We start from the raw sequence: 21,547 nt of genomic DNA on the forward strand, positions 1-21,547 counted from the left end.
TGACGGGGAAGTGAGCCCCCGTCAGGGTGGGTAAGGTAAAGGCGAGCAATGAACAACTCGCCACCGGCAAGCCGATGACGATCAGAACGATGCGCCTTGAGGGAATAGCGGTGCAGCAGAGGAGCGTCTGCGGTGGTGATCCGCAGGCATGGGGTAGTGGGCATTCATCACCGCTGAAGCGGTAACCGCGCGAGCTTCCGAACGCTGATCGCACTTGGGTAAACCACCACGAACGCGGCGTAGCCTTGAAGGTTCAAGCTACCTGGGCTGGGCTGTCAACGACAGCGAACCAAGGCCTTTGTATAAGCCTGTCACAGGGGAGCGTCAAGACGCTGCAACCCGATTTTTTAAGGCCGGAATACGGTGGAAGTCACTGGAATTAAGAAAATGAAAAAAATGAAGAGGGGGCCTAGCGGGGTGCCAGGCGAGGAAGAGAAGAACCACCTTTGGCGGTCTTACGCAGTCGACAAGCGCCTCGCAACACTTGGTTGAACTGCGCCATGATTCGCCAACCGACCCTTGTCGTGGCCTGGGTCGGAACCTGCTGGCACGCATCCGCGCACAAAGGGTGCCCCATTTTTCCCCGGTGGGCTCCGGGACTGAATACGATCGCCGAAGCGGATGACCGCTGTTGCCGGGCAGAGGCAACAGTGGTCATCCGCCACTGTGATCAGGTCGAGCACAAGTGAGGAATGAAATTCCGCAGAAGAGAAGGCTCCGAACTCAAGGAGTTCGACCGAGCTACCCGGAGCAAATCGGTCTTGGGTCGCCGTTGGCGATGATCCTGAGGCACTACAGCAGAGAGGGTGGGACGAGGTCAAGGCAGAGAACGCATCGTTCCCATGGTGATCGTCCCATGGCAGATCATGAGCGACGCGTAGCTTTACTGATCGACACCGCGCCCTTGCAATCCGGATAGCGAGAGCATGACCAGAACGGCCCTGATTTTCCCTTTCGGCTGAGCATTGACGCGTTGCACTTGGGGCAGCCCGGACTCGTTTCGACCGCTATTGCCAAAGTGAGCGAGCGGCAGTGTGCGATCAACTGCGCAATCCAACTCGCCTGCTTGGCAACGAACACATCCAGGGTCAGGCGTCCGGCTTCGATTTCGTCCAGCGCCTGTTCCCAGATTGCGGTCATACCCGGATCTGCGACTGCGGCGGGTACCGCCTCAATCAAGGTATGGGCAGCGGCGGAGGCCATTAAGGCGCGTTTTTTCTTCAGCAAATAACCGCGATCAATCAACCCTTTGATGATGCCGGCTCGCGTGGCTTCGGTGCCGATACCGGTAGTGTCCCGAAGCTTCTGTTTCAGGCGTGGGTCGTTGACCAGCTTGGCCACATTTTTCATGGCCTTGATCAGATCGCCCTCAGTGAGTAGTTTAGGAGCGGCAGTGCGCAAGGACTTGAGTTCGACGTCGTCCACTACGCACTGAGTACCCTGTTGCAAGACTGGTAAGACTTGTGACTTGTGACTGGCGTCATCTTCTTCGGTGTTTTCGTAGAGCAAGCCTTTCCAGCCCTGGACCAGGATCTGTTTGCCAACGGCGGTCAATTGTTCTTCGCCACACTCCAATACGACCTGGGTTCGATCAAACTCATGATGCGGAAGAAATTGCGCGAGGTAGTGGCTACGGATCAGTTCGTAGACTTGGCGTTCTTGTTCGGACATCCGCGCCAGGTTCGCCGGTTCGGTGGTGGGGATGATGCCGTGGTGCGCGGTGACCTTGGCATCGTTCCACACGCGGGAGTGCAGTGATCGATCAAGTCTTCCGAATGCGGGCTGCAGCGCGGGATCCGTTTTGAGCAGGGCTTCGAATACCGCGGGTACCTCGTTGAACATACTCTCTGGCAAATAGCGGCAATCGCTGCGCGGGTAGGTGGTGGCTTTGTGAGTTTCGTACAGAGTTTGGGCGATGTTCAGAACTTCCTGGACGCCGAGACCCAACTTGCGCGAGCAGACTTCTTGCAGTGTGCTCAGGTCGAAGGGCAGGGGTGGCGCTTCCCGGGAATGCTCAGTCTGCAGCGAGAGGACTGTGGCGGCCTTACTGCAAGAGATCGCTTGGACCGTTTGACTGGCAAGCGCCTGCTGCAGGCAACGACCGGCCTCATCTCGTCCCGACCTGGGTGGTAACCACGACGCAATGAATGGTTGCCCCATGGAGGACAGGTGCACATCCACTTCCCAGTAGGGCACCGAGATGAAGCTGGCAATCGCACGATCTCGATCGACCACCAGACGTAAAGTGGGTGTCTGGACGCGTCCAACCGACAATATGCCGTCGTACCCCGCCCGACGACCGAGGAGAGTAAACAAACGACTGAGGTTCATGCCGATCAACCAGTCGGCGCGGCTGCGGGCGAGGGCTGAGTGATAGAGCGGCAAGGTCTCCTGTCCAGACTTCAGCGAGGACAGTGCTTTGCGAATCGAGGCCTCATTAAGTGCTGACAACCAGAGGCGCTGAACGGGGCCTTGATACTTGCAGAGCTCGAGTAACTCGCGGGCAATCATTTCACCTTCTCGATCGGCGTCGGTCGCGATGACGACAGCAGAGGCTTCACTGAGCAGGCGCTTGATGACTTTGAACTGCGCCGCAGTTTTGGGTTTGACCTCGACCTGCCACTGCGCGGGAATGATCGGCAGATGATCCAACGACCAGTGCTTGTACTGAGTGCCATAGGCTTCGGGTGGGGCCGTCTCCAGCAGATGGCCGATACACCAGGTGACGGTTGAATCGGTGCCGATTAGGCAACCCTCACCGCGCCGGGTGGCTCCGAGAACCTTGGCAATGTCTCTACCTTGGGAAGGTTTCTCGCAGAGGAAGATGCGCATAAAACTGCTCCGGATTGAGTTCGGAGCAGCGTTGTTGGAAACAGCAGTTGCGAGATATGAGAAACCTGACTTGCATGTCCCTCATGTTAGTCGGTGAAGGCAGTCTTGAGATCCGAGGCTGCTACCCCGTTTTAGCGTGGGCAACAGGGTGGGTCTTCACGAGCAGCGAGTAGTAATACTCCAGCGACTTCGCGCAAAGGCGCATTTTTTATGCCTAATGCTCGTCATTCCGGAGAGGGCGGCCCTCTGCGCTTTTTGGGCCTCGACGCAGATGAGCTGGCCTGTTCTTTATTTTGCCCGGCAGGTGTCGCAGATGACGCCGGTTCACTGGATCGTTCCCGCATGACCACACTGTGTACCCGATGAGGCAGGATGCCGACTCGACGGGCCTCGATCTTGAAGGTGACCCGCGCATTGTCTTCGCTGTCCTCCCACTCATCGCGCACGGTACGGCCTTCGACCAACACACGCATGCCTTTCTGGTACAGCGTGCTCCAGTGTTCAGCCTCGCGGTGCCAGAGCTCAACCGGCGCCCAATAGCCGCCTCGATCTTCATAGCTGCCGTCGCGCGGCACGGGGTTGTCGAAGTACACATTCAGCCGTAGCAAACGCCGTGGCTCGTCATTGCCTGATGGAAACTCCTGGAACTCTGGCGCACTGCCGATATTGCCTTCGCCGACAAAAAAAGTACTCATCCTGATACCTCCACTGCGGTTGTGAACTGGCGCAGCAGCCGTTCGGCGCTGTCCATTTTGATCGCACAGGTCGTGGCCTGGCGGTAGAGCGAATGCACCACGCTCATCTGCAGGTTCAGTGCAATGCGCTCGCATTCGAAACGGTGTAATCGCTCGCGCACGACCTGGGGCAGGGCGTTGTCGCAGATCTGGCGTTCCCAGACCGCAACCCCCATGCGGGCAAAATCACGGGTGCGCCAACGCAAAAAGGTGCTGCCCGCGCTGGTGTTCTGCAGCACCAATCGGATATCTAGCAGTGAAGAAGGAGGCTGTCCGGCCTGCTGCACCACAGCCTCCATCAGCCGACATAACTGCGCCTCAATTTCCCTCGCCACCTGCGCCAGGTGCTCCAACTCCCCCTTACCCTTAAAAGGTTTTAAAAGGCCTTTTAGGGAGGCTGCGTGTTCGAGCTGTCGATAGGCATCCGGTGTCAACGCGTCGAAGGGCATTGGGTGAGCCGAGGTCAGGGGATTCATGCTTCGTCCTCCGGCTCATCCACTGTCGCATACGGTTCTCCCGCGTCCTCTGCCAACGCGTCGACGTCATCCACTGGCACAGCACCACGGCGAATGATCGGCGGCGCGAACTGGGAGCGGCGATGCCCCTCCAGGATGTCAATCGGGGGCAAACCCATCTTCTCGATGGCCGCAATGGCCCGGGCGTTGTTCGCCGCCATGTCATCACGCGTGACGCCGGCATGCCGGTAGCGCTGTGCCTGACCAAACAGGCTTCGCAGTAGATGGGCGCCGTCGTCGATCCAAGCTTCCATATCGATGCGGCCGATCAGGGCGGTGTGATGGGCCAATAGGGTCCGGCGCACCAGGGTGTCGTAGTCGGTCAGCAGGTAGACCGCGAGAAAGCCCAACTGGCTGCCGATGTACAGCGGCAGGGTAACTGGGTGGATGTTGAGGTTATCGCCCATGTCGATCTGTGTCGGCAGATCCTGCCTGATCCGATCCAGCTGTTGGGTCAGTTCCAACATCCCAGCCTTGGCCTGTATGAGTTTTTCTTCGAGTTGCACGATGGCCCAGTCGGCATAGGGGTCGTCCTGGGCCGCGGTTTGTTTGATCAGGTTGGTGACACTGATGTAGCCCGCCATGCCCATGATCGAGTGGGCACCTTCACGTGCGGTCCGACCTTGCCAGATGCGGGCGGCGTGGTGAGTGTGCAGGGTCAGGGTGATACTGCTGCGCAATGAACCCAGGTTGAGTTGATAGTGATCGGCCACGGTGTTGTCCTCGCTGATGCTTGGACGGGAACGTTGCGACAGAGGAGGAGTAAGGGCAGCCAAAAAGCCGAATGCGGTCTGTTCAGTTTGGTTTTCGAGCGTTAGCAGACCTCAGTGGATTTGATGCCAGTGGCATCAAATCCACTGAGGTCTACATTCGTTGGAGGAGGGGCGTGTTGATTTTTCCCAAAGCTTTTCGTCAACGGGGCCGACATGCTCATGGATTGGAACTCCATGGATTTGATGCCACTGGCATCAAATCTACTGACGTCCAGAACCTTTGCCGCGCAGCTGGCGTAGCTCATTCAGGCACGCTTGGGCGAGGGCGGATGCGGGTTCGCCCGGTCGTCGAGATGGGCGCGAGGGGGGTGGTGTAGGCGGTGGGGTCGGTGCTGCAACGGGAGAGGATTCTGTCTGGCCTGCCCAAGGACGAAAGTCGCCTTTCAGTGCGCGCTGGATCAGGCCCATCAGATACGCCGCTGGCTTGCGGATTCCACCGGCCGCACAGCGTGCCCCCGCTTCGTTGAGCACCGCCTGCCGATCCGCTGGTTTGAGCTTGTTCAGCGCCACGGCGACGGCCTGATGCTCGCTTGGGCTCAGGTGCAGCGCAGCTGGCCAGTGCAGGTTATCCACCGCTGGGGTCGCGCGCGGTACTGTACAAATACTTTCTTTTAATACAGTACAGGCGGCGTTCGGATTCCGAACGGTGCCGGAAACACTGGCGTTCAGGCCCGGTTCGGAATCCGAACGAGGGCCTGCACGATTCCGAACGAGGGCATCTTCCCCCCGTTCGGAATCGTGTAACACGGCATCGGTTGACTGATCCAATTCTTGCTGCGTCCAGTGTTCGCCCCAGCTGTCGAGCCGTGTCGGTAGTCGACCCTGATCGATATCCGTGTCCTGGCGGATTTCTTCCATAATGTGCTGCGCGACAATACGCACAGCCTTGGTTGCGTGGCCGAGGGCATGTCCGACCAGCGCCAGGTAATCCTGATCCAGTTCCATGGCTTCGGCGGGGGTTAACGGCTCATCGTGCAGAACGTACAGCGAACCTTGAAGACGTCCGCTGAGCTGATCGCGTCCGCGACTTACCAAACTGAGCCAGCGTGTCAACCTGAGCATCGTCAACACCCGAGCAATGGTTTCACGGGAGGCTGATGCACCGTAGGGCACGCTCGACAGGTAAGGCTGCAAATCCTCATAGCGCGGCGTGACCACGCCCTGGCCTTGCAGCATGAGTCGAAACACCTGCCAGGCATTCCGTTCCAATGGCGTCAGTCGATTATCCAACAGCAGCCGACGTGGCACGACTTCGTGAGATTGGCCACTGAACAAAAAGCCAGCCTGTAGGGCCTGGTTGGAGGGTTGTTCAGTGGTGGGGCGTGCGGGCCAGCGTTCACTCAGCTGCTGGGTGCATTGCTGCAGGACACGTTGCCAGCGACTGGAAGGTGCAGGGTTCATGTTCCGTTGCTGTACTGGTCGATCTGCTGCCACACGATGGTCAAGCTGATCTGTTGCTCTTCGGCCAGCATCATCATGGCGTCGAGCTGATCCTCGGAACCGTCCTGAGCGCGTAGCTGGCACCATCGCTGCCAGAGCGCATGCTCCTGGGCTTCGCTCAAATGCTGAGGACGGCCCTTACGGGTTTCTATCTTGAGCAGACGCCGACGCAAGGCGGTTTCCGAATGCGCCAGGCCGAAGCACTGATACATGATGGTGCTGCTGGCGCCGAGCTTGAGCGCTCGGTTGATCAATCGCTCGTTCTGCTCGTCGCGTTCAGATTGTTCGATCAACCGATGCAGCACCGGTGAGTCAATCTTGACCTCAACCCAGGGTACAGTGGCATGGGCCAGGCGTGACAGCGTAGTGGGTGGTAAGGACTGCAACAGGTAGATGTCGTCCTCACCCAGTCCGAGTGCTTTGCAGCGCTGCAGGTTGCCCTGGCGCAACTCGTGTAGCACCTGGGTCAGCATGGCTTGGTTGAGCACATTGAAAGACAGATTCATAGCAGCTCCTTCGGTGAGTTGCCTTCCTGGTTAAGCGTTAAGTCGATCAGGCGGCGGGCCAGGCGGATCAGGCGATACAGTTTGATGAGCAGACTGTCGGGCAATCGCTCCAGTCCCACATCCATGGCGGGACGATCTGTCAGCGGAAGTTGATAGACCCCCAACAGCAGCTGCCCGAACAGGGCTGAAGGCAGTTGCTTGCGATCCTCCCAGTTCACTTCGTCTTGAGCACGCAGCAGGGCCAGGAGCAATAAGTGAACGCCGGCCGCGCGAGGCGCTGCAAGATCAACTCGCTCGATGTTCAGGGCGAAGCCCAAGCCAAGCTTCTGATCGATGATGCTCTCGGGATGTCCAGCATAGGCCGCCATTTCCCGCGCCAGTGTGGCAATGGCGGATCGCAGTTGTTCGGGGCTATCCAGTGCTGGTGCGACGGTCCAGATGTCGTCGATCGCATAGGTTTCGACCGAAGATGCCGCGTCGGTGGCGGTCTCGCGATCGATCTGTTCACGAATCTGTTGAACGCGTGATGGAAGACTGACCGCTGATACGACCTTCGTTTCTGGCGGTGTGAGCGGCTCTTCTAGCGTTGGTTCGGTATGGGGCCTAGTCTCAGTTGATTTGGGATGGAGCTCGGAGGAGGGAGGTCCTGCCGCGGCGACATCAACGCTCGGCAGATGGCTATTCTCTGAGGGTGTAGTCACGACGATGCCCGGCGTTGAGATGACTCGCTGGGTATCGCTCAGCTCCAGGGCCAAAATACGGTAGGACTGTCCGAGCAAGCGGCTCATGCGTTCGAGCAGTTCATCCTGGAGCTGCTCAAGATCGAATGACTCGGGTTCGGCATCAAAGTAACCCAGTGTATCGAACCAAAAATCGGCGAACGCAATGGGGGCGTTTGGATAGCGGTTCCAGGTTCGTTCAGCCTGGCTACGTAGACCGATCAGGCGCTCTATTTGAGGTTTGCCCAAACCGGCATACAGGGTTTGTGGAATGGCGGGCAATAAGTGTTCGAGGGTGTCCAGCATTCGGCTGATGTGCGACTGCGAAATCGGATAGCCTCCAGCGGCAAGATGTCCTGCCAACTCACGTTGCGAGAGCAGCGCTCCCTCTGCTTCGAGCATGGTTTTGAGCTTGGCTACCGCCAGAGCCCGTTCGATGAAGGTGAGCTGGCCGTGCAGATCGCTTTCGGCCAGATGGCCGAGTAGGGCGGTGATTTCATTGCTCCAAGGTCGGAACAGGCAATGAATGCGAAAGAAACGCTCGTCGCGGGTTTCCTGCCACAGCTCGCCGAGAATTGCCAAGCGTGTATTACCGCCGTTGCGGATGATGAAATAGGTTTCGCCCGGGCGGCGGGTAATCGGTGGGGGTTGATCCAGTCCGCGCTCACGGATCGACGCCTTGATGTCGTCGTACAGCGGATTACGGATGAAGCGCGGGTTGTGTTCGTAGGGCCGCAACTGCTCCAGCGTGACCAGCATGGGCGTGTCGATGAGTGGGTCGGACAGCCGCTCCAGCTCCGGGCCCCGAGGGAAGTGGTCCTGGTGCAGCTTGTCGGTGATCTGCTCCTGACTGAGCTTCTTCATCTGAACAACCTCAGTTAACGCCGGTTGCGCAAATGGTCACCGATCTCGAACTTGACGATCTCGGCAGTACCCGAACCTTCGAAATGCCGAGAGAGTTCTGCGAGGAACCAGCCCATAGCCGAGCGCCCACCCTGCAGGCGAAAGACCACGGTGCAGTACTCCTCACAAGGCGGGTGGTGTGGTTGAGTGGACGGTGGAACGATGATGGGAAGTTGATCCAACATCAGAAAACTCCTAGCCAAAAGGTTGGCCTCAAGGTCGATCAAACACAATGACGGGGTGAGAAGTGCCAGTTGGGTGACTTGTCTCATTGAACCTCCGCGCATCGGCTTACCGAAGAGATCGCTTTGTGCCAGTCCGGGAATAGCTCAATGGCCAGCGCTTGCATGGTTTCCATCGCGGATGGCGAGCGTCGTTCGCGTGACTGGCGCGTCTCGATTCGGTGGACCGGTAGGCCAAGGGAGGCGGCATTGAGATACGCCACTCGGTCTGGAACTACGGTGTCTAGAACTGAGATATTGGTAGTCCCAGCAAAGGTTTCGCGCAGGCCTCGGATGATCATCCGTGTGTCCACTCGAATGCTATTCACCTGGTTCAGTAGCAATCGCAAAGGGGGCGGTGGAATGCCCATGTGGCGGAAAGGTTCGAGTTCGCTGAGTAGCTTCAAGGTGCCACGCTGCAGTTCGCGGGCGGCGAGCATTTCCGGGGTGATGGGAGAGAGGGCAAGGTCGGAGGCCAGGATGGCCATCTCCAGCAGCACGCTACGCGCACCTTGGGTGTCGATCAAAAGCAGGTCGTAACGGGCGCGGAAGTTGTCGAGCAGATTGCGTAGGCGAAATCGCCCGTCAGGGGCGTGCAGCAGCAAGGTACTCAGTCGACCTTGATCGTCGTTGGAGACGATCAGATCGAGCCCTGCAATCACTGTCCTGGAAATAATCTGGGCAGGCATAGCTAGGTTGAGTGCGATGAACTCGTACGCACCGGCATCAGCCTTCTGGCTCAAGGCGTAATAGCTGGAGAGGGTGGGTTGGCTATCCAGATCCAGTAGCAGGACGCGTAGGCCTGCGTCAGCCAGTAGGCCGCCGAGATTGGCGGCTACTGTGGTTTTGCCCACCCCGCCTTTGGTGGAAACCACCGATACCACACGCATGGCATCAGGCCTGTTGGCCTAAGCGTTCAACGACCCACTGCTCGATTTCCAGCGAGTCCCAGCCGACTGCCCGCAATCCAATGCGTTTAGCCTGAGGGAATTTACCTTCCTTCATCAGGTTGTAGATGTGCGCGCGTTTGAAGCCGGTTTTTCGTTCCACCTCGTCACGTCGCATGATGTGGCGTTCAATGTTGTCTGCGCGCGTGGGCAGGTAGTGGGCCAATTGATCAGTCATGTGGAGCACTCCATAGCACTTGCTGGGGAGTTGCCATTCAAGAACAAGATGAGTAACTGAGCACCGAAAAATGCGATAGTGGCTCCCGCAGATTTCGGTATCTATTCAAAATCATCGATGCATCGCTTGGCCGCTGCAAATTTTTCCTCAAGAGTACGCTGGCTGAAACCTGGCTTATTACGATTGTGTGCAATCAGCGCACTGATGATCGAAGCTTGACTTGTCAATGTGGAATAAGATCTGCCTCCTGGGGATTTCCCAAGCATAAGCTTCAAAAGCGCTCCGATCAGACGCAGATAGTTTTTTTGGCTTCGTTCGGAGGGCTTGCCTCGCACGCAAAGTTCTGAAGTAAGAGCAATATTCTTTTCGCGAAGGGAGTCTCGTTCTTCCTGAAGTTCAAGAAGTAAGGACTGAGTGCGAGCTTGCTTGATCTTGTATATTTCGATCTCTGTCAATAAAAGATTGTACGTGTCAGAAGTTTCAGGTAGTACAGATTTTCTTTCCAAGTCATTAAATAAAAAGGCTGGTTTTTCACCCGAAAAAAATTGAGTGAACCAGTTTTTTAGGTCAGTATGTCGGATAGTCAGTAAGGCAGGTTCGACGTGTTCGCTAGGTGACACAGTGACTCCCAGACAACCGTACGGCAGTTCCTGATGACGGATGGCATCCCATAGAATTTCGAGCTTTTGTTGAATGCAGGGATAAGAATGAGTATATCCTCGCTGCAGTAGTAAGTGATCGGCTTCGCTGACTATCTGCGCCTCTAGATGTAATAACTCGCACCAGCGGATGGCAACTTCGATTGGGCGATAGAAAGTTTTTGAGTGTGGCAATTTGAGGGATTTATTATCCATTTGAATATCCTTCTTCACTCAAAAATACGAACGTCACCAGCCATATGAATTTGGTTACGCTGACCGGGCGGCGTTAAGCAAATGGCGCCGCATGACCTACGGTTAGGCTACCGACCAAGGAAGCAGCGGGAACAGGTCGTACGGTTCCATCAACGGATGGACGGTATGGTTTCGCACTATGTCCCACCCTAATGGCGCATTCATTCTTAACACTACCGAAGATGAGGATTCACTCCCAAGGTAGATTAAGGGGCGCCAGACAAGCTTTGGGACCTAGGCTTTGCGCTATCTTCAAGGTTGGCATGGGGCTATTACCGCGCCTGTCTGTGGCGATCTACTGATGGTTGCCATCACACCGTTCCTCTCTCGTTGGCACATGCGTACATAATTTCGTTGCCGCCCCGAGTGAAACCACTGTGGCGCGCGCTTGCCTCAACCGCGACGAGGTTTTGCAATGGTGGCATGGGAGTGATATGCATAATTCACTAGGCCGGAGATATTGCGGTCTGAATGGCACTCATCCGTGTATCTCCCATTGCACGAGATGCTCCAGTGGCGTGGCGCTACCTTATTAGCTAGCGCCAATCAGCCTTCTGTGACGGTCACTCGACGCTTAGATCTCTGGGGATCGCCCAAGGCCATCTATAACTTAAGCTAGAGCATTTGGCCTGCGATGTCCCGGCCCACACCTGATGCTCTAGTCGATTATGTAGCTAGAGATTTTAGCCAAGCAGGATAAGCTCCTTGAGTATGTCCTTTGGAAGCGGCCTCAACACAACCAGCTAGGCTCGCGAAGTGGACGGGGCGACCGACGAGACCTGGAGCGTAATGCGCAAATTTCGCCGAGTTGGTCATGACGTTTTTGGCAGCCGGCGGGATCACTGGCTCGCCTAGCATGCACCAGCAAGTGTCATTCACGATTTGGCCGCCAAACCGCTCGATCTCCGCGATATAGCCGTTTTGTATCGCCTGCTCGTAAATAGCACGTCCACATGTGATGACCATTGCTGTATCAGGAGCTTTGACTAAACCCTTGCAGAGCTCCGCCAGAGTCTTGAATTCCGTCAGCGAAAAATGTGGATTACCCAGCGTTACGATATCGACGCGCGATTCACTGGCACTGTTCAGACTGTTCCAATTTTGAAGCAAGTCGACTGGGGCAATGGTCATCTCTTCTAAGCCGAAGTCCAAAAACTCGGATTTATCAACATCCAGTGCTTCTGGCGTAACACCCGCGATGTGAAATAGCGGGGCCCCTGATGTGGTTCCGAATGCTGCCGAGAAAGCCTTCAGGTTGTCTAGGGTTGGAGCAGCGCTCTCTAGCCCAAACACAAGCGGAATACGCTTCCCGGCCAACAATCCGACGTGATACCCGAGCAGAGGATAAAACGCATCGTCTAGCTCATTAGGCAATGCCACGTGGATTTTCAACTGAGGCTTCCGGTGTTCGTTTAGGTGGCATCCGGAAAGGGGCGCTCGCCCAGTGATGGCGATGCAGATATCTAGGTAATCGGGGTACTTCAATGTTCGGGCCGCAAGAACACTGTTCGCATACACGACCGCGTTAGACTCTGCCCAGACGATTTGCTCACCTGCCTTAGGCGCCGACTCCAGCAGGTAGGGCGCGCACGTGTAACTCATCCGTGCTCCCATTGCCATATAGGCACTTCCCACAGCGCTGGCAGGCTCGCCGAATGCTGGATCTACACCGAGAGTCTTCCACCGGCGCTGATCAACTGAAATTGAGTTGAGCGTCGTAGGAACAACAACCTTGGCACCCCACTCGACAAACTGCTCAGCGAATTTAAGGCTCGCTGGCCCGGTGTAAATGCATCCATCAATATGTGCCTGGGTGACGTTGATAAGCTCACTGGCACCTTGTAAATCGGCCATCTTCAAAACGACTTGCATAGCAACCTGGGCAGCTTTGCCTTGATCGCCTGCTAGCATTTTTCGATCTTCATCCGAAAGAACGATTGGGTACGCAGAAAAGTCGAGCGTGCCGTTGGGCTTGCTCGGTGCAAAATCATCTTGGGGAAGGCTACTCAGTGGCCTTACGGACTCGTCGCTGACACGTGCATAGGAGCTACCACGAAGGGATTCAAACGCCTCCTTACCGATGCTGATGACAGGTATTGAGCGCTCGTAGATCATCTCCGCCAGCAACACTCCGAGTGTAAGGATCTCATCCACTTCCGCTAGGATAAGCGCTGCAGGCGCATGGCCAGAACTGATGAGCTCCATCATCACACTGCTTCCAGTGCAAGAGCCCCGGCCAGAAGGAATCGCCAAGACACGACCTGCTAAGTTCTTCCCGGCTAGCGGATGATGCTGGTCGATTACGTCACCTGTGAGTGAATTCACTCCTCCCCAGAAGCTGAGTCCTACGTCAGCGAAAAGCAGTTCGCCCTGTGCAGAGCCGCCAACCAAGCTGCGGCCTGGGAGAATTTTATCCTCGTTCGTCATCAGTAACCTCGGCACTCAACGTTATCTTCGGCGCCCAATAGGACGCCGAAGGCCGCCATTTAGCTGTTTTTAGAGTTGACCGGCTGCACAGTGAAGGAGCGCTTCATCTTGTAGAGCGTACCCTCGCCCAGCCACTTATCAAAAATTGCCTGCATTTCACCAGAGCTCTCCATATCTCGAAGCGCTTTGTTGACCGAATCAAGCAAGGCTGGCTCGCCCTTCTTCACACCGATACTCCAGAACTCGTTACCGATAGGCGGGCTCAACACAGCGTATTTGCTAGCGTCAGCGCCAAGTCGGCTGATGAGCTTCTGAGTCGCTTCCTCGGAGGTACTGAATGCTTCTACCTTACCTTGGACGAGAACAGTGAAGGCGGTAGAAATATCGTCATAACCGACAGGCTTGGCTGTAGGCAGCTTTTCACGGATGAATGGTTCGCTGATCGTGCCTTTTACAAAACTCACACGCTTGTCAGCAATATCTGCAGCTTTTGTATAACCGCGCGAGGACTTGACCGCAAGGACATTGTTGCTGGTGTAATAGGAGTCGGAATAGTCAATTTGGGCGGCACGCTGCGGAGTGTATGCCAAGCCTGCAGCCAAGATATCCATGTGACCTTGTTGCAGTTCTGGAATTCGAGCGGAATCAGCAACTGGCTTAATTTCGACTTGGACACCTAGCCGCTTACCGATGCCATTGCAGACATCAACGTCATAGCCTGAAATTTTTCTGGTTGCCATGTCGGTGTAGCCGAATGGCTCGAAGATATCCAACACGCCACAGACCAAATGATCTTTGGTCTTGATGTCTGCCAGTTGATCAGCATGAACGAGTGAAGCGGCCAGGAAAGCGCACGATGCTACTGCAGTTACAACACTTTTATTTATAAGTTTCATGTTTGTACCCGGTTGTGTGTGTTGGTTGTTTTGAAAACCTACCTCGGCGAGTCGAGTAAATTCGTAAAGCAAATTGAACTGCCTCGCTCAAAGCTTGAGACGACTTTCACAATCCTTTGCATGGCGCCAAGAAGGCGCCAGCCGTTGCCATCCAAGCAGCGGCCACACCGGTCGTGGACATGATAAGCGCTACGAGTATTGTCAGTAGCTTGCCAATGGTCGTCAGCTCACTTGGTCTAAGTGGTCTGAAAACCAATCCACATTAAGCTCATCGTATGCACAGAGACAGTTTATTTCAACCAATTTTACGATTTTTCAGCAAAATTGACCGAGAGCATGACCAGTGTCGCTCAGTGGAGTGCGGAAATCGGACAGATTCCTGACCACTCATCAAAAAGACCTAACCCTTTTCAGGCGCCAAGGATCCACACCACGGTCACGTTGACGCTGAAGCGATGGCGTGACCAGACCCTATAAAAAGACCTGACCCGATAACCCCACCGATGGAGAGCATCGGGACATGTCTATTTTTCAATCCGTTCGAAAGCGCTGAGTTGTGATTTTCCATATCGCCAAGAGCACGCTCTTTCTTAGACAAACTTGAAGCGTTCGTATTGTTATATACCTCTAAAAATGGCATCGGCATTCACGCAAATTTGCACGCATGAACACCGAGCCATGAGGAAAAATATTTAGAGATCTCGCATTAGTGGCCCAACTTTAGGCCAGTCATCCAATGGTCATGAGATTAGCGTTACCACCCGCAGCAGCCGTGTTAACACTCAAAGCGTGCTCTACCAAAAGCCGCTCCAGCGGAATATCGGTTTCACCACTGCTTAAGCCATTAACGCCAATAATGGCCCCCTTACGGCGAGATGCTTGACGACTAACTTCCGCTAACTGATCTGAGTCGCCGTGATGCAAAATCGCGTCGAATTGGGCATCAGCATGCAGCCAATCATTAACAATTTTAATTCGATTCCGTACAGGCTTGGGTAGGTTTGAAATGAGCCCTTCAGACCAGATCGGAAGTACGACCAGACTACCCACACTTAATACAGCTCCGATCTGAATCAGTAGATCATCCTTGCTCTCGGCCAAGCAAAGTACGCGCTCTCGCGGTAGCAAGGTGTAGGTATTCCGCTCACCAGTGGGGCCAACAAGAAGGTGAGTACGGAAGCTTGGGGAGTGCTTCACAAAACTAGATAGAGCTGTAATTAAGCTTGATCCCTGGTTTGATGCCCAATTGACATATGCCTCCAGCGCTTGCTCAACATCAGCCGGGCGTGCCACTGCTTCAGATTCGAGAGTAGCCAACTGATTAGCAATGGCATCATCAGGACGACTTGAGAGCAAACGATAGAGATACAGCGGGCCACCAGCCTTAGGCCCGGTTCCCGACAGCCCTTCCCCGCCAAAAGGTTGTACCCCCACGACGGCGCCGACGATGTTTCGGTTCACGTACAGGTTGCCAACGTTGGCCGAGCCAACCACTTGGCTGATCGTCTCATCAATCCGGGTATGAACACCGAGAGTTAAACCATACCCTGATGCATTGATCTGCTGCAGAAGCTCTGATAGATCAGCTCGCTTGTATCGCACCAGATGAAGTACCGGGCCAAATATTTCTTGTTTCAGCTCGTCGAAGCTTTTCAGCTCGATGAGCGTGGGCACTACGAAAGTACCATTGGCTACATCCTCATGCTGAAAGCGTGCTGCCTGGAAGACAGTTCGCCCAAGTTGACGCATTTCGTGGATATGCCGGTCAATGATGCCCTTGGCATCTTCATCAATAACGGGCCCTATGTCAGTCTCGATGTATTCAGGCGAACCCAAGCGATATTCAGCCATCGCTCCTTTGAGCATCTGAACAATACGGTCAGCCGCGTCCTCTTGCACACAGAGAACACGTAGGGCAGAGCATCGCTGACCTGCGCTATCGAAGGCGGAGCTGATGACGTCAACGACCACCTGCTCAACCAGCGCAGAGGAATCAACGATCATTGCGTTCATGCCTCCCGTTTCTGCGATCAGCGGAACGCTTCGACCTTGGGAATCCAGCCGGCCCGCGATATTACGCTGCAGGATTCCGGCGACTTCGGTAGAGCCAGTAAACATCACTCCACGAACACGTTCGTCGCCGACCAATGCTGCACCGACAATTTCACCGCGCCCAGGCAAAAGCTGCAAAACACCCGGTGGTACACCGGCGCTCAAAAGGATGCGTACCCCTTCCGCAGCAATAAGCGGCGTCTGCTCAGCGGGCTTGGCCAATACTGTATTGCCCGCTGCCAATGCAGCAGCAATCTGACCGGCAAAGATCGCGAGAGGGAAGTTCCAAGGGCTGATGCACACTACTGCGCCCAATGGCCGATGCGTGTCGCTGCCGAATGCGCGAGCCTGTTCCGCGTAGTAACGCAAGAAATCGACCGCTTCACGCACTTCAGCAATGGCGTTCGAAAAAGTCTTACCTGACTCACGCACCAACAGCCCCATCAGTGACTGCATCTCGCGCTCCATGAGGTCGGCGGCCCGTTCAAGGATTGCTGCCCGCTCGCCCGCAGAGGTCGACTGCCAGATCTGAGCGCTCGCTTGGGCAGCATTCAGAGCACGATGGACATCCTGGATTCCAGCTTCGCTCACCTGTCCAACTACATCTCTGTGGTCTGCGGGATTTAGAACCGGAACCGGAGAAGCACATTGAGGCTCTTCGCCACCAATGATAGGCATAGCTTTGTAGGCCTGGTGGGAGCTCGAAAGAAGGGCCGAGGACAAAGAGGCCAAACGTTGCTCATTGGAAAGATCCAAGCCATATGAGTTAAGCCGAGCATCCCCATAAAGGTCACGTGGCAGCGGGATGCGAGGATGAGGCTTGCCCACTTCGCCTTCTTTAGCAGCGAGTTTTTCAACCTGACTAACCGGGTCTTCGACCAAATCTTTCAAGGCAATGGTTTGGTCAGCGATACGGTTGACGAAAGAGGTGTTTGCCCCATTCTCAAGCAAACGCCGCACGAGGTATGCCAGTAAAGTTTCGTGACTACCTACAGGAGCGTAAATACGGCAAGGTCGGTTGAATTTGCCATCTGAAAGCTTGCCAACGACCTGATCATAGAGGGGCTCGCCCATACCATGCAGGCACTGAAATTCGTACTGACCGGTGTAGTAGTTTTGGCCTGCAATCTGATAAATCGCAGACAGCGAGTGTGCATTGTGCGTGGCGAATTGTGGGTAGATATATTGAGGCGCAGCCAGGAGCTTACGAGCACAGGCGATGTAGGAAAGATCGGTGTAAGGCTTGCGAGTGTAGACCGGGTAGCCTTCAAGGCCGTTGATCTGTGCGATCTTGATTTCGCTGTCCCAATAGGCTCCTTTTACCAGTCGAATCATCAACCGGTGGCGGCTGCGTTTAGCGAGATCGATTACGAAATCGATCACATAAGGGCAGCGCTTTTGATAGGCCTGGATAACAAACCCGATACCGTTCCAGCCATCTAGAGAAGGATCGAAGCAGAGACGCTCCAAAAGCTCGAGAGATATTTCGAGACGATCAGCTTCCTCAGCATCGATGTTGATACCGATGTCGTACTGCTTCGCAAGCTGAGCCAACCCCAACAATGTTGGATACAGCTCACCCATTACACGAACGTATTGGGCACGATTGTAGCGAGGGTGGAGCGCCGATAGCTTGATCGAAATGCCCGGCCCTTCATAAATTCCACGTCCTTGAGAAGCCTTACCGATTGCATGAATGGCTTGCTCATAGGAGGCCAGGTATCGACGAGCATCTTCATCGGTCAGTGCCGCTTCGCCAAGCATGTCGTAGGAATAACGGAACCCCTGATTCTCCATTTTTACAGAGTTGGCCAGCGCTTGGCCGATGGTCTCTCCAGTCACGAACTGCTCGCCCATTAAACGCATCGCCATGTCGACGGCTTTGCGGATCAACGGCTCACCGCTTTTACCAATGACGCGGTTGAGATTAGAGGTCATACCCGACTCGTTGTGGGTACTAACCAGCTTGCCAGTAATCAGCAGCCCCCAAGAGGCGGCATTGACGAACATTGAAGGGCTTTGGCCCAGATGCTGGCTCCAATTGCCGTTACTGATCTTGTCTCGTATCAGTGCATCACGTGTGGCCTTGTCCGGAATGCGTAGTAACGCCTCGGCCAAGCACATCAAAGCCACCCCCTCCTGAGAAGAAAGGGAAAACTCTTGCAGCAGACCTTGAACCAAGCCTTGACGCCCACTACCGCTCTTTTGATTGCGAAGCTTCTCAGCAATACCTAAAGCCATTTTTGTCGCCGCTGCGGCCTGAGCTTCGCTCAAACGAGCCTGCTCCAACATCATCGGAACCGCTTCATTTTCAGGGCGACGATACGCTGAGGTTATGGCTGCACTCATGACGGTTTGAGGCAGGATGCTTTCTGCGAACTCCAGAAAGACATGCTCTGCAACTTCTGGAATCGCCTCCAGGATCTGTTGCTCGCTCAGAGCTTGATCTGCGAGATTAACCAGATGCCCAATACCTGCACCCTGCTCAGAGCGCTCGATGAAACCTAGGACAAGCTGCTTAATGACCCAGTGAGGCGTCCGCTCGATCATCTGAGCAGCATTTTTCAGGCGGTCACGGTGATCGGAGCTCAGTTTGACTCCAACGGTTGTTGTGCTCATATCTGATTACCTGCGCTCTAGCGAACGCTGAAGTGGAAGTTACGACAATGAAAATGATCGTTAGCAAAGCTTCTCGGCAGCAGGCTCATAGAGCTGCCCAGCGCGCGCCCAGTCTTGGCCGCCTACCTCGATGAACAGCACATCAACCAGTTCCTGAGGACAGCCGAGAACATCCGCAGCAAGGCGAGTGACTTCTCGGGCGAATTGGGCTTTTTGCTGCTGCGTACGGCCAGGAAGCATTTCTACGCGGACGATTGGCATTGAAGCCTCCAATACTCAGAGCATGGAACGAGCTGCGGCAGTTGGTACCTGAAAGAGAAGCGTTGGAGGCTAATTAGGGGCGATACAAACTGTGTATGGAGGACGCCTATGGATCCAGCTTCACTGGAACCTATGCGTTCGACGTGCTGGACTGAAGCCCTCCAGGGATGGTGCGGAGAACGTCGATGGCCGATCTTGTTTTGAGTCATTTGGATACCCACCAAGCACCAGGAAAAGCACCTGGTAATCTGCAGAACCAAAAATTTACTCGGTCGCTTCTGAGGCAACCGCACGTAAAAAAGCGCAACTGGTCATGAAATCGCCCAGATAGTGGTTATGCTAAGCCCACTTTTAGCGGGTTGCAATAGGTATAACCTGATATTCACTGCCATTTGGACAGAAAAAAATACCATTCATCGAGAGAATGATTCAGATTGGTTACCAAGAGGCCGCTCATGCGCATGTACGGGAAATCTGGGCAGCAGCTGACAAAATTGAAGAGTGGTAATATTTCGGCCAAACGCCTGTTTTAACTTCGAGCTCCAGAAGCGCCGGACTTACAGACCGGGCGGTATCGAACACCTTTAAAGGCCGCCGAGGCTACGAGATACGTCCATGCAAGCAGATTTTCGTCCGAAGCAGATCTATGAACAGGTTGCCGACCAAATTAGAGCCGGCATCGAAGGTGGCCTCTATGCTCGCGGCTCTCGCCTTCCCTCCGAGCGAGACCTGGCCCAAATACTCAGAGTTAGTAGACCTGCAGTGCGCGAAGCTATAGGTTCATTACAGAACGAAGGCATGGTTCTCACTAAGCACGGTTCAGGAACCTATGTTGCCGAGACAATTGTCCCAGCATCGCGAGATACAGTATTGAGCACCGAGGATGCCATTGCGGAGGCTGACTTCAGCCCCGTCAGCACCCTAGAAGTTCGCATGCTCATTGAACCTGTAATTGCTCGGCTCGCCGCACGACGAGCCCAACGAGATGAGCTTGCCGAGCGTTATCTCGATCAGATGTCAAATGTTAAGGACATCACTGACCCCGCCCAGCAAGCCATGTGGAGCGAGTGTGACCGGCTATTTCATCGCCAACTGGCAAAAATGACTGGCGACATCCTGATCTCAAAAATTGCAGAAGAGGTCAACAAGACCATGGCCCAGCCATTGTGGAATCGTCTGCGGGACGATGGAATCTACGATCCAGAGCGAATTCAACTGTACGCGGCGGAACATCGATTGATCTACGAGGCAATCGTGACAGGTGACGAAGAGGCAGCAGCTTTCTACGTCGAAGGTCACCTCAAGCGCGTTCATCGGGATATCACAAACGCAGATTAGGTCAGGCAAGAGGCCCTACTGCCTGAGCTCCTAAGCGAGCCAGAAATCCGGTTTTTTTGCAGATCGCGATCAGCAATCAAACCCGTTAATGCAGCCCTACCGGAAAGATCAGAATGACCGGGATATCACCAACGATGATTTCCCGGGCATAAGAACAGTGTTCAAACATCAGCACTTGGCGAATATCAACAGCCTTTCCCAATTACCATATACGACACTCAACAATGGTTTTGCCAGGAATACGTGGCAACCCTGAAATCACCTTGCAGTATGGTTGGCCACCAGTGCGAACACCTACAGTGTTTTTGGAAAAAGTGATTTCAGGAGTTCGATAATCACTTTTCTGTAAGGGCCGCCAGCGCCACTCGCGATGCAGCCAAATCCCAGGCGGCTGTACCAACGCTCTTGAACACAACAGGCCTCGAAACGTCGATACCGTTTTTCAGAGCGTCAGCTAGCGAACCAACCTGAGTCCAATCGACACCTGCACGCAGAAGATCACCCGCCTCATGTTGAGCCCCAACAGGCTCATCGGCATAAATAGTGCTGCTGTCCAAAGTCACTTTTCCGATTTCAGCCATTTCCGGCTTGAAGGCACCAACACCGATCACGAGGCGGCCAGCCTTGGCCAACTCGTCATAAACAGGTTCGGTACTGGTGGTGACAGTGATCACTACATCGACATCTGGCACGCTGCTACCCAGAGGCTCGAGATGGGCATGGAGCTCACGGTTGCGGTCACAGAACTCTGTTGCCATCTCCAGATCCAAGCCTCGAACGAAAATCTTCGCTTCAGGATAAAGAGCATTAATGGCCTGGACGTGATAGCGCGATTGAGCGCCGGTACCGAACAGCAGGATTTGCTTTGGAGCCTCTTTTTGGAAGGTGCGAATCGCAAGGAGGGTTACCGCAGCAGTACGGCGCCCTGTTACTTCCGGGCCATCCAACAGACAGGTTATCTTGCCTGTGACGGCATCGCAGACAGTCACTGTACCGTTGATGGTTGGTAGTTTTCGCTGGACGTTACCTGGCTGGACGTTAACCAGCTTATGAATACCAATGTCATTAGCAGTTGCGGGCATGCTGAGCAGAACGCCGCCATTTCCCAGCGGAACCACCATACGCTCAGGACTTAGAATCGCCCCCTGATCCAACTCCTTAGCTGCAGTCGCGATTGCATCAACAAGCTTGCTGAAATCCAGCAACGCCGCAGTCTGGGCCTGATCACAAACGATGATCGGAGCATTGGTTTCAGCCACGTTGGTGGTTGATGGATTACTCATTTGTTGACTC

17 protein-coding genes and 1 pseudogene are annotated in these 21,547 nt (G+C 54.8%); 1 reads left to right on the forward strand and 17 read right to left on the reverse strand.

Going from position 1 to position 21,547, the window contains the following annotated elements; genetic code table 11:
- Positions 1-864 precede the first annotated feature (864 nt).
- The 16 genes and pseudogenes from ACZ5M5_RS04330 to ACZ5M5_RS04405 all read right to left on the reverse strand — a co-directional run bounded on the left by ACZ5M5_RS04330 (position 865) and on the right by ACZ5M5_RS04405 (position 18,916).
- A complete protein-coding gene (locus tag ACZ5M5_RS04330) occupies positions 865-2,832 on the reverse strand; it encodes a DNA topoisomerase III (protein ID WP_464738682.1) in 1,968 nt (655 codons plus the stop codon).
- A gap of 224 nt (positions 2,833-3,056) precedes the next feature.
- Positions 3,057-3,527 (reverse strand): single-stranded DNA-binding protein, encoded by a 471-nt coding sequence (locus ACZ5M5_RS04335; RefSeq protein WP_464738683.1) that lies wholly within the window; start codon positions 3,525-3,527, stop codon positions 3,057-3,059.
- Positions 3,524-4,042 carry a DUF3158 family protein gene (locus ACZ5M5_RS04340; protein ID WP_464738684.1) on the reverse strand — a complete coding sequence of 173 codons (519 nt, stop codon included), beginning with the start codon at positions 4,040-4,042 and terminating at the stop codon, positions 3,524-3,526. Before ACZ5M5_RS04340 ends, ACZ5M5_RS04335 begins: the two co-directional genes overlap by 4 nt.
- A complete protein-coding gene (locus ACZ5M5_RS04345) occupies positions 4,039-4,794 on the reverse strand; it encodes a PFL_4669 family integrating conjugative element protein (protein ID WP_464738685.1) in 756 nt (251 codons plus the stop codon). Before ACZ5M5_RS04345 ends, ACZ5M5_RS04340 begins: the two co-directional genes overlap by 4 nt.
- Positions 4,795-5,055: 261 nt before the next feature.
- Positions 5,056-6,255, reverse strand: coding sequence for an STY4528 family pathogenicity island replication protein (locus tag ACZ5M5_RS04350; protein ID WP_464738686.1), 1,200 nt, complete (start codon positions 6,253-6,255; stop codon positions 5,056-5,058).
- Positions 6,252-6,800 carry a DUF2857 domain-containing protein gene (locus tag ACZ5M5_RS04355; protein WP_464738687.1) on the reverse strand — a complete coding sequence of 183 codons (549 nt, stop codon included), beginning with the start codon at positions 6,798-6,800 and terminating at the stop codon, positions 6,252-6,254. The genes ACZ5M5_RS04350 and ACZ5M5_RS04355 overlap by 4 nt, the downstream gene beginning before the upstream one ends.
- Positions 6,797-8,383 carry a ParB family protein gene (locus ACZ5M5_RS04360; protein WP_464738688.1) on the reverse strand — a complete coding sequence of 529 codons (1,587 nt, stop codon included), beginning with the start codon at positions 8,381-8,383 and terminating at the stop codon, positions 6,797-6,799. Before ACZ5M5_RS04360 ends, ACZ5M5_RS04355 begins: the two co-directional genes overlap by 4 nt.
- A gap of 14 nt (positions 8,384-8,397) precedes the next feature.
- Positions 8,398-8,607, reverse strand: coding sequence for a hypothetical protein (locus ACZ5M5_RS04365; protein WP_464738689.1), 210 nt, complete (start codon positions 8,605-8,607; stop codon positions 8,398-8,400).
- 83 nt (positions 8,608-8,690) lie between these two features.
- A complete protein-coding gene (locus tag ACZ5M5_RS04370; RefSeq protein ID WP_457412021.1) occupies positions 8,691-9,533 on the reverse strand; it encodes a ParA family protein in 843 nt (280 codons plus the stop codon).
- A 4-nt stretch (positions 9,534-9,537) separates the two neighbouring features.
- Positions 9,538-9,768 (reverse strand): AlpA family transcriptional regulator, encoded by a 231-nt coding sequence (locus ACZ5M5_RS04375; RefSeq protein ID WP_457412020.1) that lies wholly within the window; start codon positions 9,766-9,768, stop codon positions 9,538-9,540.
- A gap of 101 nt (positions 9,769-9,869) precedes the next feature.
- On the reverse strand, positions 9,870-10,622 hold the full coding sequence (locus ACZ5M5_RS04380; protein ID WP_464738690.1) for a hypothetical protein: 753 nt from the start codon (positions 10,620-10,622) through the stop codon (positions 9,870-9,872).
- A gap of 705 nt (positions 10,623-11,327) precedes the next feature.
- Positions 11,328-13,088, reverse strand: a complete 1,761-nt coding sequence (gene lhpI, locus ACZ5M5_RS04385; RefSeq protein ID WP_464738691.1) for a cis-3-hydroxy-L-proline dehydratase — start codon at positions 13,086-13,088, stop codon at positions 11,328-11,330.
- 59 nt (positions 13,089-13,147) lie between these two features.
- The gene (locus ACZ5M5_RS04390; protein ID WP_464738692.1) at positions 13,148-13,984 is read right to left on the reverse strand and encodes a transporter substrate-binding domain-containing protein; all 837 of its coding nucleotides are present in this window, start codon (positions 13,982-13,984) and stop codon (positions 13,148-13,150) included.
- Between the two features lie 445 nt (positions 13,985-14,429).
- Positions 14,430-14,552: pseudogene (locus ACZ5M5_RS04395) on the reverse strand (hypothetical protein); the annotation flags it as partial.
- 161 nt (positions 14,553-14,713) lie between these two features.
- Positions 14,714-18,655 (reverse strand): trifunctional transcriptional regulator/proline dehydrogenase/L-glutamate gamma-semialdehyde dehydrogenase, encoded by a 3,942-nt coding sequence (gene putA / locus ACZ5M5_RS04400; protein ID WP_464738693.1) that lies wholly within the window; start codon positions 18,653-18,655, stop codon positions 14,714-14,716.
- Positions 18,656-18,715: 60 nt separating this feature from the next.
- Positions 18,716-18,916: a tautomerase family protein gene (locus ACZ5M5_RS04405; RefSeq protein WP_464738694.1), complete on the reverse strand. Its 201-nt coding sequence runs from the start codon at positions 18,914-18,916 to the stop codon at positions 18,716-18,718.
- A 615-nt stretch (positions 18,917-19,531) separates the two neighbouring features.
- Between ACZ5M5_RS04405 and ACZ5M5_RS04410 the strand changes: the two genes are divergently transcribed.
- On the forward strand, positions 19,532-20,254 hold the full coding sequence (locus ACZ5M5_RS04410; RefSeq protein ID WP_464738695.1) for a FadR/GntR family transcriptional regulator: 723 nt from the start codon (positions 19,532-19,534) through the stop codon (positions 20,252-20,254).
- A gap of 335 nt (positions 20,255-20,589) precedes the next feature.
- On the opposite strand, the gene lhpI (ACZ5M5_RS04415) is transcribed toward ACZ5M5_RS04410, so the two are convergent.
- The gene (lhpI, locus tag ACZ5M5_RS04415; protein ID WP_464738696.1) at positions 20,590-21,537 is read right to left on the reverse strand and encodes a bifunctional Delta(1)-pyrroline-2-carboxylate/Delta(1)-piperideine-2-carboxylate reductase; all 948 of its coding nucleotides are present in this window, start codon (positions 21,535-21,537) and stop codon (positions 20,590-20,592) included.
- Positions 21,538-21,547: the final 10 nt, after the last annotated feature.

The organism is Pseudomonas sp. Van50 (genome assembly GCF_055390755.1).

Excerpts from the sequence above, each read along its gene's own strand:
- ACZ5M5_RS04405 (WP_464738694.1), bottom strand. The coding sequence starts at position 18,916 with ATGCCAATCGTCCGCGTAGAAATGCTTCCTGGCCGTACGCAGCAGCAA.
- putA (WP_464738693.1), bottom strand. The coding sequence starts at position 18,655 with ATGAGCACAACAACCGTTGGAGTCAAACTGAGCTCCGATCACCGTGAC.
- lhpI (WP_464738696.1), bottom strand. The coding sequence starts at position 21,537 with ATGAGTAATCCATCAACCACCAACGTGGCTGAAACCAATGCTCCGATC.
- ACZ5M5_RS04350 (WP_464738686.1), bottom strand. The coding sequence starts at position 6,255 with ATGAACCCTGCACCTTCCAGTCGCTGGCAACGTGTCCTGCAGCAATGC.
- ACZ5M5_RS04365 (WP_464738689.1), bottom strand. The coding sequence starts at position 8,607 with ATGTTGGATCAACTTCCCATCATCGTTCCACCGTCCACTCAACCACAC.
- ACZ5M5_RS04375 (WP_457412020.1), bottom strand. The coding sequence starts at position 9,768 with ATGACTGATCAATTGGCCCACTACCTGCCCACGCGCGCAGACAACATT.
- ACZ5M5_RS04340 (WP_464738684.1), bottom strand. The coding sequence starts at position 4,042 with ATGAATCCCCTGACCTCGGCTCACCCAATGCCCTTCGACGCGTTGACA.
- ACZ5M5_RS04410 (WP_464738695.1), top strand. The coding sequence starts at position 19,532 with ATGCAAGCAGATTTTCGTCCGAAGCAGATCTATGAACAGGTTGCCGAC.
- ACZ5M5_RS04390 (WP_464738692.1), bottom strand. The coding sequence starts at position 13,984 with ATGAAACTTATAAATAAAAGTGTTGTAACTGCAGTAGCATCGTGCGCT.
- ACZ5M5_RS04380 (WP_464738690.1), bottom strand. The coding sequence starts at position 10,622 with ATGGATAATAAATCCCTCAAATTGCCACACTCAAAAACTTTCTATCGC.
- ACZ5M5_RS04355 (WP_464738687.1), bottom strand. The coding sequence starts at position 6,800 with ATGAATCTGTCTTTCAATGTGCTCAACCAAGCCATGCTGACCCAGGTG.
- ACZ5M5_RS04335 (WP_464738683.1), bottom strand. The coding sequence starts at position 3,527 with ATGAGTACTTTTTTTGTCGGCGAAGGCAATATCGGCAGTGCGCCAGAG.
- ACZ5M5_RS04330 (WP_464738682.1), bottom strand. The coding sequence starts at position 2,832 with ATGCGCATCTTCCTCTGCGAGAAACCTTCCCAAGGTAGAGACATTGCC.
- ACZ5M5_RS04370 (WP_457412021.1), bottom strand. The coding sequence starts at position 9,533 with ATGCGTGTGGTATCGGTGGTTTCCACCAAAGGCGGGGTGGGCAAAACC.
- ACZ5M5_RS04360 (WP_464738688.1), bottom strand. The coding sequence starts at position 8,383 with ATGAAGAAGCTCAGTCAGGAGCAGATCACCGACAAGCTGCACCAGGAC.
- lhpI (WP_464738691.1), bottom strand. The coding sequence starts at position 13,088 with ATGACGAACGAGGATAAAATTCTCCCAGGCCGCAGCTTGGTTGGCGGC.